The sequence below is a fragment of the Gemmatimonadota bacterium genome, assembly GCA_009838845.1.
GTDB lineage: Bacteria > Latescibacterota > UBA2968 > UBA2968 > UBA2968 > VXRD01.
On sequence record VXRD01000061.1, the window covers coordinates 18083 to 31476 of the forward strand.

The 13394-nt window shown below is 48.2% G+C and carries 12 protein-coding genes and 1 tRNA gene; 3 read left to right on the plus strand and 10 right to left on the minus strand.

All coding sequences use genetic code 11. The features are described 5' to 3' along the window. The first annotated feature begins 146 nt into the window (after nt 1-146). Genes F4Y39_08635 through F4Y39_08645 form a run of 3 tightly spaced genes read left to right on the plus strand, consistent with a single transcriptional unit; the run spans nt 147 to nt 2271 of the window. Entirely contained in the window at nt 147-425 is a 279-nt protein-coding gene (locus F4Y39_08635; protein MYC13778.1) for a hypothetical protein, read from the plus strand. Next, nucleotides 418-615, plus strand: a complete 198-nt coding sequence (locus F4Y39_08640) for a hypothetical protein (protein ID MYC13779.1) — start codon at nt 418-420, stop codon at nt 613-615. Before F4Y39_08635 ends, F4Y39_08640 begins: the two co-directional genes overlap by 8 nt. A gap of 54 nt (nt 616-669) precedes the next feature. Beyond that, the gene (locus tag F4Y39_08645) at nt 670-2271 is read left to right on the plus strand and encodes a recombinase family protein (protein MYC13780.1); all 1602 of its coding nucleotides are present in this window, start codon (nt 670-672) and stop codon (nt 2269-2271) included. Here F4Y39_08645 and F4Y39_08650 read toward each other — a convergent pair. The 10 genes from F4Y39_08650 to F4Y39_08695 all read right to left on the minus strand — a co-directional run bounded on the left by F4Y39_08650 (nt 2250) and on the right by F4Y39_08695 (nt 13285). After that, a tRNA-Met gene (locus F4Y39_08650) sits at nt 2250-2326 on the minus strand. The genes F4Y39_08645 and F4Y39_08650 overlap by 22 nt on opposite strands. 55 nt (nt 2327-2381) lie before the next feature. Further along, nucleotides 2382-3695 carry an HlyC/CorC family transporter gene (locus tag F4Y39_08655; protein ID MYC13781.1) on the minus strand — a complete coding sequence of 438 codons (1314 nt, stop codon included), beginning with the start codon at nt 3693-3695 and terminating at the stop codon, nt 2382-2384. 51 nt (nt 3696-3746) lie between these two features. Then, on the minus strand, nt 3747-4301 hold the full coding sequence (gene ybeY, locus F4Y39_08660; protein ID MYC13782.1) for an rRNA maturation RNase YbeY: 555 nt from the start codon (nt 4299-4301) through the stop codon (nt 3747-3749). Beyond that, nucleotides 4169-6424: an HDIG domain-containing protein gene (locus F4Y39_08665; GenBank protein ID MYC13783.1), complete on the minus strand. Its 2256-nt coding sequence runs from the start codon at nt 6422-6424 to the stop codon at nt 4169-4171. The genes ybeY and F4Y39_08665 overlap by 133 nt, the downstream gene beginning before the upstream one ends. Next, on the minus strand, nt 6421-7212 hold the full coding sequence (gene phoH, locus F4Y39_08670; protein ID MYC13784.1) for a phosphate starvation-inducible protein PhoH: 792 nt from the start codon (nt 7210-7212) through the stop codon (nt 6421-6423). Before phoH ends, F4Y39_08665 begins: the two co-directional genes overlap by 4 nt. 333 nt (nt 7213-7545) lie before the next feature. Beyond that, nucleotides 7546-8382 carry a LysM peptidoglycan-binding domain-containing protein gene (locus F4Y39_08675; GenBank protein ID MYC13785.1) on the minus strand — a complete coding sequence of 279 codons (837 nt, stop codon included), beginning with the start codon at nt 8380-8382 and terminating at the stop codon, nt 7546-7548. 38 nt (nt 8383-8420) lie between these two features. Next, nucleotides 8421-8666, minus strand: a complete 246-nt coding sequence (locus F4Y39_08680; GenBank protein ID MYC13786.1) for a hypothetical protein — start codon at nt 8664-8666, stop codon at nt 8421-8423. 157 nt (nt 8667-8823) lie between these two features. Then, nucleotides 8824-10599 (minus strand): aspartate--tRNA ligase, encoded by a 1776-nt coding sequence (gene aspS / locus F4Y39_08685; protein ID MYC13787.1) that lies wholly within the window; start codon nt 10597-10599, stop codon nt 8824-8826. 9 nt (nt 10600-10608) lie between these two features. Beyond that, a complete protein-coding gene (gene hisS, locus F4Y39_08690) occupies nt 10609-11901 on the minus strand; it encodes a histidine--tRNA ligase (protein MYC13788.1) in 1293 nt (430 codons plus the stop codon). Nucleotides 11902-12001: 100 nt separating this feature from the next. After that, entirely contained in the window at nt 12002-13285 is a 1284-nt protein-coding gene (locus tag F4Y39_08695) for a ribonuclease HII (protein ID MYC13789.1), read from the minus strand. Nucleotides 13286-13394 lie beyond the last annotated feature (109 nt).

Below are 13394 nucleotides of genomic sequence, written 5' to 3' on the forward strand. Positions count from 1 at the left end.
AAAATCGCGCTTTTATTGAAAACCAAAACCAAAAAGCGTAGCACCAGCAAACACACATTTGAATCAGTAACCCCAAACCCATAGGACAAGCCACCAGACAGCACAGAGATTTGAGGCTTTACAAACCCCAAATATCGAGGTGCGAGATGGTGCGAATAGACCACGTTGTTGCGGCATTAGACCGCATGGATAACTGGAGCGATTACAACGAGAATATCGTCAGACGGCTTTTGGGGATTCCCAACCACAAGACCGGCGTATCCAAAAAGGCAGCGCACAACCTTATTGATGGGCTTTTCCCAGGCCACCAGCACGGCATCTTTCGAAGCCAGGTAAAAGGCTATCTGGCTCGGCTGAATAACCCACAGAACAAACCACCAGGTAAGAGCGCAGAACATTGCGATTCGGAGGGCGACAATGCCTGATCGGAATGATGCGGCGAACCTGGCAAAACGACAAAAAATCGACTGGGAAAAAATTCATATCACAGTCACAGAAGACGACTCTCCCAATCCCCAAAATCCCTACTCCCGTTTATCCCCTGAAGAACGAGAAACTGCCCTGAAAAAACTCTGCCAGTCCATATATCTCAGAACTTTGGATAAGCGAAATTAAGCACAAATGACATTGCACAAATCATATTTTTAAAGTATTCATGTTACAGATATTATGATTCCCAAATACAACACAGCAAAGGGGGTAGATGTGATTAAATGCGGTCTGTATGCACGGGTCTCAACCGACCTGCAAGCCGAAGTGAAAAATGGTAGTCTGGATACCCAAATCGACCTTCTTCAAAAGTACACTGAGGTCAAGGATTCCACATCGCCAGAAGAAGAATGGAAAGCGGTGGCAATCTATCGTGAAGAAGGTCGGTCAGGGAAAAATGTTGATCGTCCCGAATATCAACGGATGGTACGAGATATTGAGAATGGGAAGATCAATGCCGTGCTATGCACACGCATAGATCGTGTAAGTCGATCTATCATAGACTTTTTGCATTTCCATGAATTCTTAAAAGAAAACGAGGCAATTTTCATATCGCTCAATGAGAATTGGGACACATCAACCCCTATGGGTCGGTTTGCCCTCACAATTTCTTTGGCGATGGCTGAATTAGAGAGGGAAAAGACCAGTGAACGTACAAAAGAAAAGTTGCAATGGCGGGCTGAGAAGGGCTTACGCAATGGGGGCCAGATTCTCGGATACGACAATGATCCAGACAACAAAGGCGTACCAAAGCCCAATGAGGCAGAACGAGAATTGGTACTCCTGATTTTCCAGACGTATGTTAAAGAGAAAAGTTTCAGGGCGACGGCACAGGTCGTAAATGAAAAGGGGTATCGTACGAAGTCTTATGTATCCCGAAGGGGCAATGTTCGTCCTGGCAAAAAGTTTAACAACACAAGCATCATGCGTATCCTGCAAAACCAATTTTTCATCGGAAAAATTGGTTACAATGGTGAGGTTTATGAGGGCCAGCACGAACCCCTGATCCCGATGGAATTATGGGATCAGGTGCAAGCAATCATAAAAACCAAGCGGGCCACTGGTTCAAAAAGCAGAAAACAGAACCTTCATACTTTCTTGCTGCAAGGGCTTGTAAAGTGTGGGTGGTGTTCTTCTTTCATGACACCTACTTATACCAACCGCCCAAAAAAGAGATATTTCTACTACCAATGCACCTGTAAAATCCATCGTGGAGACAAGGAATGCAAAATGAAATACGTGCCAGCAGAGCCTCTTGAGCAGGTGGTGGTTGATCGGCTAATTCAACTCGGCGAAGATCAAAACCGTGTTGAAGACCTTGTGGCCGGGGCCACAACAGATAACTCAGAGCGCGTGGAAACTTTGACGCAAACGCAAGAGAACCACCAAAGGAATCTCAAAAGTATCGACAAGAAACTGGATGCCCTCGTGGAAAGCATTGCTGGACGCAAGATTGGCATAAAAACTATAGGTCAGAAAATTATCGACCTGGAGGAGCAAAAAAGCCAGATAGAGCAGGAGATGATGGATAATGAAGCAACTCTGGCAGAGGCAAAGCAAAAGGTCGTAAGTGTTGCACATTTTCGGCAAAAACTTACGACCTTTGGGGAATTATTTAATGAATCCACACCAGAGGAACGGAAAGACCTGTTGCAAATGCACATTAACCAACTGATCTACACCCCTGATGAAATTCAACTCGCCCTGTTTTATTCCAGCAGCAAAGCTGATAAAACCAACAGTCCGGCGAATGTGAACTTTGGTAGCGGGGGGGGGATTTGAACCCCCGACCTTTGGGTTATGAGCCCAACGAGCTACCAGGCTGCTCCACCCCGCGATCCTATGTCCAGATAAGCACTAAAAAAGAACGGGATTTTGGGGTTATTGTCAAGCTATTTCTGCGGTTTGTCGTTTTGCATTTGTATCTCTCCACCGTTTTTTGGCTCGTCCTGTGAAGGCTCTCCGCGTTTGGTAATTTTCACCCGTGTGATGCGCTGTCCTACGACTTCGAGGATTTCAATAAGTAGATTTCCGTGTTCTAAATTTTCATCTATCTGAGGTACGTGTCCAAGCACGTTGTATATAAATCCGCCGAGCGTTTCGTAACCGTTTTGTGGCAGTTCGACGTTGAGCACGATATTGAGATCTTCAATGTCAATGCGTGCATCTACGACGAGTATTTTGCCCTCTTTGCGCCATTCAAAAAGCGGTTCTTCATCGTCGTGTTCATCTTGAATTTCACCGACAATTTCTTCGATAATATCTTCCATTGTAATAAGGCCAGACGTGCCGCCATATTCCCCGACAACAATCGCCATGTGTACTTTTTCGCGCTTAAATTCGGCCATTAAATCGGCGAGAGTTTTGTTTTCTGGTACAAAGTATGGCGTACGCATGATCTCTGGGACAGACCACGGATGATTGGTCGCCAGATTGAGCAAAATATCTTTGACATAAACGACGCCTTTGATGTTGTCGATTCGTTCTTCATAGATGGGGATTCGCGAGTGCCCGGATTTCTGGATTAGCTCAAGAAGCTCTTTGGGCGTGGCCGTTATTTCGGCAGAAATCATATCTATGCGCGGGATCATCGCCTCTTTGACCGTTGTTTCGTCAAATTCAAAGATGCCCTCAATCATTTCCCTTTCTTCTGCTTCGATTGTGCCTTCTTCTGTTTCTGATTCGACGATATTTCGCAATTCTTCTTCTTTTAGTGCTCTGGTATCGTCTTCACTCAAGAAGATAGTTTGCGCTTTTTGCAACAGCAGTGTGGGAAGGAGAAGAATAAAGTAAAAGGGCAAAAAACATAACGGCAAAAAGGGTAGCGGACGATCTGATCCCTCTTCTCTCCTGTAGGGGGGGACAATGCTGCGAATGATCAGGGCGATAAATACATAAAGTGCGATGAGCAATGCTGAGCCAGGATATAGCCAGAGGCCCGGTTTTAACGTCTGCAAAAGAATGGATAGTAGTGCCAGAGCACCTATGGATATGGTGATTGTCTGACCGAGCAAAACCATTTGTGAGACAAAATCGCGGGAGCGATAGAGCCAAAGGTAGAGTCCTGCACGTCCTATTTTTTCTTCGTGCAGGCGCTCGAGGGTGGTGCGCGAAACAACAATTGAGCCGAGCCTGGAGAACGCTGCTGTCAGGACAATAGAAGCGATGGTTATAAAGATTGCTGGCCAAGGATCGTCCAAAAACATCACGCTCCTTTCGGGGGAATGATTGTTTGTAGCAAGGACATAAGCGCGGGGCTATTCTATCAGGGTCAGGTATTTTTTTTCTTCGTTTTGCATTTGCGTGTACCCTTCAGGGGTATCGTGTTCAAATCCCAGCAAATGCAGGGTCCCGTGTACTGTCAAGTGGGTTATTTCTGCCTGTAGGGACCGGTTATGCGCTTTTGCTTGCTGTCGTGCGCGATCTACTGAAATGTATATCTCTCCACAATAATGCGCTTCTGGATGTATCGCGTCGGAAAGCTCAAATGAAAGAACGTCGGTCGTTTTATCTATGTTCCGGTATTTTTTGTTGAGTTGTCGGATATGGGTATCATGGGTTAGAACACACGAAATGGGCAGATGCACCTCGTTGTCTGAAAGAAGTTGTTTCACGACAGCTTCTAAGCGAGGGATATCCAGACCGCATACATCTACTAAAGTCGTTATCTCCAGTTTATTCATCTGCTCGCGACCTGGCGTTCTTGTTGTTGCGCTTGCCAGGGATAGGGTATTCGAGGATGGTGTGAAGCCTGCAAGACGGGCAAAAAGGCTTCCTGGATCCTGGTCAGGTCGCGCAATGTAAGATCGCATTCATCCAATTCCCCAGCATCATAACGGCCTTTGACAATTGTTTGGACGAGCTTTTTAATTTCGTCTGGCTCGTTGTTGGGCAAGGACCGCGTCGCAGATTCAACAGCGTCTGCGAGATTAATAATACCCGCTTCTTTGGTCTGGGGTTTGGGACCGGGATAGAGGAAGTCGGCATCGCGGACTGCCTGCTCGTCTATGAGTTGCGCCTGATGTTTAAACGAAGTCATTTCCGAAGTCCCATGGTGCTGTGGGATGAGATCAATAATTGCCAGAGGAAGTCCTTCTTCTTTCGCCAATTCGATCCCGTCCCTGACATGAGAAATGAGAATCAGGGCACTTATTTGAGGTTGCAACTCATCGTGGGGATTCACACCATGCTGATTTTCTATAAAATAGTGCGGGCGTCTCATTTTCCCAATATCGTGGTAATAACACCCAACGCGCGCGAGCAAGGGGTCTGCGCCTATTGCGACTGCGGCTTCTTCCGAGAGATTGGCCATGTTTATGCTGTGGCTAAAGGTTCCAGGAGCGCGAAGGGCCAAATTGCGCAATAGCGGGCGATTTAAGTCCGCCAGTTCGAGCAGTGTCAGGGGTGTTACGACATTGAAAACACTTTCGAATACGGGTAGTAATCCAATGGTGAGAATTAAGGAACCGCAGGCAGCCACAATGCCCCAGAATAAATCCTCGCGTATTTCCGTGAGAAACTCGGTGGTGTTGGTATAAGAAAAAAGTAGTCCAACTGTGGAGGTAATTGTCAGAGCATAAGCGGCAATCAGATACAGACCAGGGCGATAAAAATCTCTGCGATGGCGTACCTGATGTACAGAAAATGCGCCAATAATGCCTGTGGTGAGAAAGATGATCCCGTATTGGAGTTCGCCGAGAATGCTGGCACAAAGCGTTGTAACGGCAAGGGTGATCACCATGCCGACGACGGCATCAAAGAGCACGGTTGCCAGCATTGCAGATAGTGCGACGGGGATGAGAAAAGGCGATATGGCCTGACTTTGGGCGGCGTAATCAGCCACGGCAGTAGGGATTAAAATAATGATGCCAAATAGTACGATGTTTTTGGACGGGCGATAAAGGTCAGGACGATAAAATTTTAGAAAAGCAAAAAATATTATGAGTGTCAACGCGCAAAGTGATAGCCCAGCACCTCGTTGAATGAGGTCAATGAATGGGTCTTGCTGGCGGCGCTGGTTGATATGTTCGGCCAGTGACCTGAGTTTGTCTATGTCGTCAGATGTGATGCGGTCGTGTTTGTCAATAATGCGCTCGCCTTTGAGAACTGTCCCAGGCTTGGCACGTTGGACATTGCTGGCTGCCTCATCTCTTCGCCTCTGCGTTTCGGTAGCGTCATAGGCAATGTTGGGGGATAGATAGGCCAGGATCAGTTCACTGCCCGCTCTCATTTCCATAGGACTTGCCTTTGGCAATTGTTGTTCTATGGTTTGTTGAAGTCCCGAGGTAAAATTTTCTATATCGGCCAGTTCTTCAAGGCTAATTTGGCGTTCTGAGCCATTATTAAGTAGTATAACCTCTGCGTACCCCTCTTCGACGGTATTTATTTCCTGGTCGATAATCCCGTTCTGGTAGGTGCTTTGAAGAATTTTCTCGACTGCGGTGGTCAATGTACTGCGGCTGGCTGATCGCCTTCGAGATACGGGTACGAGATATTTCAGGGTGGATTCCGACAGGGGGCTAATCTCCGGGTGTGAAAGCCGTAGCTCTTGTGAGAGAGATTCGCTTACCCCGGAGCCAGTGTGTTTTTTTAAGTCGTTTAGAAATGTTTTATATGCGTTCAGTTTGCTTTGCTGCACTGTGCTATCATAGCGCAAAACCGGCAAAATCTGGCGGCGAGCTTCTGCGACTTCATCCTGGTATGCTTCTTCGCTTTTGTACACGGGGAATAATTCGGATGCAATGACTTCATCTGGCGCAATCGCGCCTTCGCGGAAGGCACTGTACTCGTAATGCTGTTGCGTGGGAAACAAGACGGTTAGTACGCCTAAGAGGGCGAGCATTAACACAATGCGGAAGGCTTGTTTTCCCCGCTGTTTCCACTGCTGTCTTGTCTGACGCGTACGATCGCGTTGACGTTTTCTAAAGAACATCATGGTTTGGGCAGAGCCTCTTCTCCCTCTGGTTCATGGGCATGTTCGCTTTGCTCATAAGCTGTTATAATTTTTTGAACCAGTGGGTGTCGTACAACATCTTTTTCTGAAAAGTTGACGAATTTGATGGCTTCTATATGAGACAGGATGTGCTGGACGTGTATAAGCCCAGACTGAATACCCGGCGGCAGGTCTATTTGTGTTATATCACCTGTAATCACAGCCTTGGCATTGTTGCCCAGACGGGTAAGAAACATCTTCATCTGGTTGACGGTGGTATTCTGGGCCTCGTCGAGAATGACAAAAGCGTTATTCAGAGTGCGTCCTCTCATAAATGCAAGCGGTGCAATTTCAAGTGTGTGCATTTCCATAAGGTGTTGCAATTGTGTATCGGGTAGCATGTCGCGCAGTGCATCGTAGAGCGGACGCAAATAGGGATCGACTTTATCCTGTATATCTCCCGGTAGAAATCCCAGGGTTTCGCCAGCTTCTACAGCCGGGCGCGTCAGAATAATTCTGGAGATATGTTTGCTTTTTAGCGCAGCAACAGCCGCTGCGACTGCCAGATAAGTTTTGCCCGTACCCGCCGGTCCAATGCCAAAAACAATATCGTAGTTTTCTATAGCTGCTGAGTAAGCTACCTGAGTCCGTGAGCGGGGGCGAATGAGAATTTTGGGTGTTGAAAGAATGGGCTTTGCGTATTCACCAATTTCAGATTCGCAGTTTTCTGGCGGTGGCGCAAGCAGGTGTAGAGGGTCAAACTGATCGCCGCGTCGAAGGCACGAAATCATTTCTTCTAATAGACCAGAGACGTGTTGAACTTTATGTTGTGGTCCCTGAACATTTAGCTGATCTCCGCGGGCGGTTAAACGCACGCCATAGCGGTCTTCAAGGGCGAGCAAATTTGCATCGTTGTGACCGTATAACGATAGGAGGTCAACACCGCGCAACGATAGTCTATGGGAGAGTTCTCTATTTTCCACGATTTGAGTATTTAAAAAAGAAAACTCTCATTCCCAAACAGACTACGGGAATGAGAGTTCTATTTTAGAGTTAGAGGTTGATAGATGAACCTTCCATTGGATTTATGAAAGATCCAAATTCTGGGATCGAAGAGGTTGAGGTCAGTTTGCTGGAATGTCGAATACTTGAGCTGGGAAAATCATGCTCGGATCAAAGATCTGTGTTTTGTTGGCCTGGTAGATCCGGTTCCATTTGGTGACATCATTGTACACTTTGCCAGCAATGGACGAGAGGTTCTCGCCACTCATTACGAGATGTTGATTGATATCGACGCCAAAGGGAATGTTGAGAACCCACTTGGGATAAATTATATCGGGATGTTTAATTTTATCCCGGTTTTCAACATAGATACGGGGCCAGAGATAAGGATCGCCATAAATATCGTCTTTTTTAGCGATTCTCCAGAGATTATCACCTCTGACAACCGAATATTGCCGAATGCGCTTGCGAGGCATTCGGGCTTTGACTTGCTCAAGTAATTGATCAATACTGGCCAGTTTTGCCTGTGCAGCTGGAAAACAGGCTCTTTTGTCTGCTTTAAGCTCTGATACGCGAGCTTCTATTTGATCAATTTCATCTCGAACTTCAAACAGGGCATCTTCTGCCAGGCTGCGCAAGCCCATGAGGCGGCCTTCAATGCGACCGAGTTCTTGCATATATTCGTTGACCCCTGCTTCATCGGACTCAACGAGGCTATAGACTTGTTGTTTGATTTCACTAATCTGGGTATCCAGACTCGACATCTGGTTCGAAAGGTCATTAGATGCTGTTTGGCATTCAAGCAAAGACTTTTTGAGTTCTGCAAGCCGTTGCTCCTGCTCTGTAAGTTTCATCCTGTATTCATCATAGGTCATTTCCATCTGGGCAATTCCCTTTTGAGGGAAAACCAAAAGGGTGACTGCACAACAAAAGAACCCGAAAAGCTTCAAACCTGTCATCCGACCAACTCCTTTCCACACACCAAAAGATTACTGGCTCAAGATCTGTTGCACTGACTCAAGATATTTTGCCACTCGGCCAGAACCTGCTTTTTCTGTGCCAATTGGCGTTCCAACTCGGCCCGATGTTGCTTACAGGCTGCGAGGTCGGCTTCAGCCGATTCTGCGGCTTTACGCGCTTCTTCAAGCATTTGGAGTTGCGATCTTGAGGCCATTGGCGTGCAACATCCAGATAACAGAACGAGTAACAGACCACAACCTGCCGCTTTTTTGAGTCTTTTCATAACCCGACTGCCTCCTCATAAATATTGACGTAAGTATTTGAATTATCAAGAGTTTAGGGAGAAACTGAAAAAACTGATAATACAACTTTTAGACAAAGTACTACATAAAATACAGAAAGTCAAGAAAAAGTTTTGAATGCGTTATGACCCTCTGTGATTACAATAATCGCAAACCGAGTTCGCGGAGTTGGGTGGGATCTGCTATGGATGGTGCCCCATCCATGAGCGATGCCGCTGTATTGGTTTTCGGAAATGGAATGACATCGCGGATAAACGCTTTGCCGGCCATGAGGGCGACCAGGCGGTCGTATCCAAACGCGATGCCGCCATGGGGAGGCGCGCCATATCGAAAGGCGTCGAGTAAGAAGCCAAATTTTTCCCGCGATTCGCTTTCGGATATCCCCAACATGCGAAACACGCGCTCCTGGATTTCTCTGTGGTGGATACGAATACTTCCGCCAGCGATTTCGTTGCCATTGAGAACGAGATCATAAGCTCTGGCGCGAACATCACCCGGGGCTGTTTCAAGCTCATTGAGGTCTGCTTCCATAGGGGAAGTGAAGGGATGGTGGCAGGCGACGTAGCGTTTTTCAACGTCATCAAATTCGAGGAGGGGGAACTGCGTCACCCATAAAAAACTAAAGGCGCTGGTCGGCATAAGGTCTTGTTGCCGTGCGAGTTCTAAGCGCAGATTGCCCAGTGCGTTTGCGACAACTGCGGGTTGATCAGCGACAAATAAAAGCAGGTCTCCCGTCTGTGCGTCGAGTGATTCTCTGAGTATTTGTTGGGCTTGATCGGGGAAGAACTTGACAATTGATGATTCGAGTCCCTGGTCGGTCACTTTAATCCAGGCGAGTCCCTTAGCTCCGTGTTGTGCAACAAAGGCTGTGAGGTCATCGATTTGTTTGCGCGAGTAGTTTGCACATCCTTTGGCATTAATGGCGCGAACTTGTCCGCCGGAATCAATTACGGATTTAAAAACCCGAAATTCCGAAGCGAGAGCAGCTTTTGCAATATCGACAATTTCGAGGCTGAAGCGCGTATCCGGGCGATCGGTTCCAAAGCGGTCAATCGCCTCGCGATAGGTCATTTGTGGTATGGGGGAGGGGATATCAAAGCCTATGACGTATTCAAAAAGGTGCCGCGTAAGCCCTTCTGCGAGTTGCATGACATCGGTTTCTGTGACAAATGCCATTTCAATGTCAATTTGGGTAAACTCGGGCTGGCGGTCACCCCGCAGGTCTTCATCGCGGAAGCAACGCACGATTTGAAAGTAGCGATCATAGCTGGCGATCATGAGCAACTGTTTGTAGGTTTGCGGCGATTGGGGTAGGGCATAGAAGTTGCCTCTTTGAACGCGAGATGGAACGAGATAATCTCTTGCACCTTCGGGCGTACTTTTCATGAGGAAGGGGGTTTCGATTTCGAGAAAGCCCTGGCCAATCAAATATTTGCGCGTCTCCTGTGCGGCGTTATGCCTCAGGAATAGGGCTTGTTGCATATCGGGGCGGCGCAGGTCGAGGTAGCGATAGCGCAAGCGCAGTTCTTCGTTGACGTCGATGTCGGGTTCTATGGCAAATGGCGGGGTGTCCGCTTCGTTGAGAAGACGCAGATCTGAACATTCGATGTCGATGGCGCCGGTGGGTAATTTTGGATTTGTCATGCCTTCTGGGCGCGGCTCAACTCTGCCTTTTATTGCGAGGACAAATTCGTTGCGAATTTTTTCGGCAATGGCGTGTGTCTCTTCTTCGAGATCGGGCCGAAAGACTACCTGGGTGATGCCGTAGCGGTCGCGCAAATCGACAAATATGACGCCTCCGTGGTCGCGTCTTTTGCCAACCCACCCCATCAGGCAGACTTCTTCGCCTACATTTTCGATGCGCAATTCGCCGCAGTTGTGCGTGCGTTTCCAGTCGCCGAGCGACTCTGACATGGCTGTCTCCTACGCTTGGGTAATTCCGTTTTTAAGCGTTGTTTTTATCGCGCACAGGTCGTTTTGTGAAAAAATTTGTTGTGCGCGCGTTTTGAGGTCTTTGAGTACGATGGTATTTGCAGATGCTTCATCTGGCCCAATAACCGCTGCAAAGGGAATATTTTGACGATCTGCATATTTGAATTGTCTGTCGAGACGCTGTCCCGGAATAAGGTGCAGTTCTGTTGCGATACCCTCCTGGCGCAGTTTTTCGGCAAAAGAAGACGATTGGGTGAGCAGGTCTTCTGAGAATATCGTAACAAAGACGCGGGCGCCGGGCGTTTCGAGTTGGGGATAAATGTCTATTTCTTTCAGCAATTCGGTGATGGCCATATCGCCGACTGCAAATCCCACGCCCGGTACCTGGCGTTTGCCGCCCACCTGGCGCGTGAGATTGTCGTAACGACCTCCTCCAAAGAGGGCACGGCGCAATGAGGTTTTGGCCCATGCTTCAAATACCGTGCGCGTATAGTAGTCAAAACCGCGCACGATTTTGAGGTCGAGTTTTACAAATTCTATGACACCATTTTTGTCGAGTTGCTCAAATATACGCTGGAGCCAGGGGGAAAATGTCAAATCTGCCGTTTGGAGGATTTCGTAGAGGGTATCGATTTGATCTGTACTGAGATCCAGATCATCGGCGAGATAGATGCGGAATTTTTCCTCGGGCATTTTGTCTATGCGGTCAATGGCCCCCAAAACGGGTCTGATATTCTCGGGCGGTAGGGCCAGTTCTTTGGCGATTAAATTTTCGAGACCCTGTCGGTCGTTGACTCTAATAGTGGCGTGTTGGGTACTGAGGTCGAGGTGTTTGAATAGCGTGCAAGCTATGGTGATTATTTCGGCGTCGGCCAGATAGCTATCGCTGCCAAGCGCGTCGATGTTCCATTGAAAAAAGGAACGACCGCGACCGCGTTGGGGGCGCTCGTAGCGAAAGAACCGGCCGTAGGATTGCCAGCGGATAGGGAAGGTGAGTTCGCCTTCTTTTTGGGCGACCATGCGCGCGAGTGTGGGGGTGAGTTCTGGGCGCATGACGAGTTGTTTGTCGTCCCGATCAGATAGCGTGAATGTCTGTTGTGTGACGATTTCTTCGCTGCTTTTGCCCAGGTAGAGGGCCATGTATTCGAGTATTGTACTTTCGTATTCTCTATATCCAAAGAGGTTGCCAACGCCGATAAATTTCTCGCAGAGCCATTTCTGGTAGGCCCAATCTTCGGGATAAAAATCGCGGGTGCCTTTTACTTTGGGAATTAACTGTGGCATGGGTGTATATCCGTTGCAAATTATTTTTTATAATAGAAAACGAAAATAAAGGTAAGAGAGGGTATTGTCAAGGTTTAAGAGGGAAAATTTAGGGATTGGTCTAAGCTGTAAAAGCGTTTTCGTAGTGGCGGATGACAGGGCGCGATTGTGTCAGGTCAATGGCGATGACGTCAAATCTCGGTGCCGAGTGGTCGGGGTGTTGTGTCAGGTAGGCTTGGGCAACTTTGATAATTTGCGCTTGTTTGGCAGGCGTCACCCAGGCCTCTGGCTGCCCAAAATGCGAAGTGGTCGCGGTTTTGACTTCGACAAAGATCAGGATGTTGTTTTTTACTGCAATGATGTCGATTTCACCGCCCAGGGCGCGAAATCCGCGCCCGCGAATGCTATATCCTTTTTGTTTTAGAAATTTTTCTGCCAATTGTTCGCCTTTGGGACCGGATTGTTGCAGGCGGGTGCGTTGTTTGCGAAATAGCATGCGCAGGGCGTGTACGTCATCCTGGGGGATATGTTTGCTGGCACTGGCAATGGTTTTTCCTATGGCTTGAAGTTGGTCGAGGTTGATGGCAGTTTGAATACCCTCAGCAAAAATTTTAAAATCTTCAGAGCGCCTGACTTCAAAGACGCCCCGGAAAGATCGGCGGTGGATAGGACAGGGACCGTGTTTTTGCAAAGCGGCGAGGTGATCGGCGCTGCCGTATCCCTTGTGACCGGCAAAGCCGTAAGCGGGGTATTGCGCGTGGTAATCGATCATCAGGCGATCGCGCGTTACTTTGGCAATGACAGACGCGGCGGCTATAGAAAGCGACTTACGATCACCACCTATGACTGCTTGTTCGGGGAATGGACTGCCCGGGATGGCATTGCCATCGATGAGCACGCGGTCTGGCGAGATGCTGAGGGCGGCGAGTGCCTCGCACATGGCATGGTGGGTGGCGTTGCGGATGTTGAATTTGTCTATTTCTCGTGGAGATGCTTTGCCTGTGCCAATGGTGAGGGCTATATTGTGGATGGTTTCAAAAAGTTCTTCCCTGCGTTTTTCGGATAGTGCTTTGGAGTCGTTCAAACCGGGGATGAGTGTATCTGGCGGTAGGATAACCGCGGCGGCGATAACCGGTCCTGCGAGGGGACCTCGCCCAGCTTCATCTACGCCTGCGATGTGCTGGATGCCCCGTTCTCTGAGTTTTTTTTCTATGATGAGCATTTGTTCGAGGCGCGCGTTTTCACGGGCTTGTGCTTTTTGCTTTTTTCTCATCTGTTCTGCGATTGCGCGAACACCAGCGCGGGGGTCCTGTTCGAGTGCGCGGAGGTATGCTTCGTCAGGGCGATTGACAGATTTGATGTGGCCGCGAATTTGCGCAATGGTCATTGTTGAGAGATTTTTCATGGCTGAAGATGCAGGAGGGGCGAAATCTGAACCCGGACGCACGCCTATCGGATGAGAGGGGCTTGATTTAATTAAAAGGTATCTTTATATTTCTATATCTGTTCTTAAA

Coding starts and splice junctions, on each gene's coding strand:
- F4Y39_08655 (MYC13781.1), bottom strand. CDS start 3,695: ATGTTTTTGGACGATCCTTGGCCAGCAATCTTTATAACCATCGCTTCT.
- F4Y39_08640 (MYC13779.1), top strand. CDS start 418: ATGCCTGATCGGAATGATGCGGCGAACCTGGCAAAACGACAAAAAATC.
- F4Y39_08695 (MYC13789.1), bottom strand. CDS start 13,285: ATGAAAAATCTCTCAACAATGACCATTGCGCAAATTCGCGGCCACATC.
- hisS (MYC13788.1), bottom strand. CDS start 11,901: ATGCCACAGTTAATTCCCAAAGTAAAAGGCACCCGCGATTTTTATCCC.
- ybeY (MYC13782.1), bottom strand. CDS start 4,301: ATGCGATCTTACATTGCGCGACCTGACCAGGATCCAGGAAGCCTTTTT.
- F4Y39_08675 (MYC13785.1), bottom strand. CDS start 8,382: ATGACAGGTTTGAAGCTTTTCGGGTTCTTTTGTTGTGCAGTCACCCTT.
- F4Y39_08665 (MYC13783.1), bottom strand. CDS start 6,424: ATGATGTTCTTTAGAAAACGTCAACGCGATCGTACGCGTCAGACAAGA.
- aspS (MYC13787.1), bottom strand. CDS start 10,599: ATGTCAGAGTCGCTCGGCGACTGGAAACGCACGCACAACTGCGGCGAA.
- F4Y39_08680 (MYC13786.1), bottom strand. CDS start 8,666: ATGAAAAGACTCAAAAAAGCGGCAGGTTGTGGTCTGTTACTCGTTCTG.
- F4Y39_08645 (MYC13780.1), top strand. CDS start 670: ATGATTCCCAAATACAACACAGCAAAGGGGGTAGATGTGATTAAATGC.
- phoH (MYC13784.1), bottom strand. CDS start 7,212: ATGATTTCGTGCCTTCGACGCGGCGATCAGTTTGACCCTCTACACCTG.
- F4Y39_08635 (MYC13778.1), top strand. CDS start 147: ATGGTGCGAATAGACCACGTTGTTGCGGCATTAGACCGCATGGATAAC.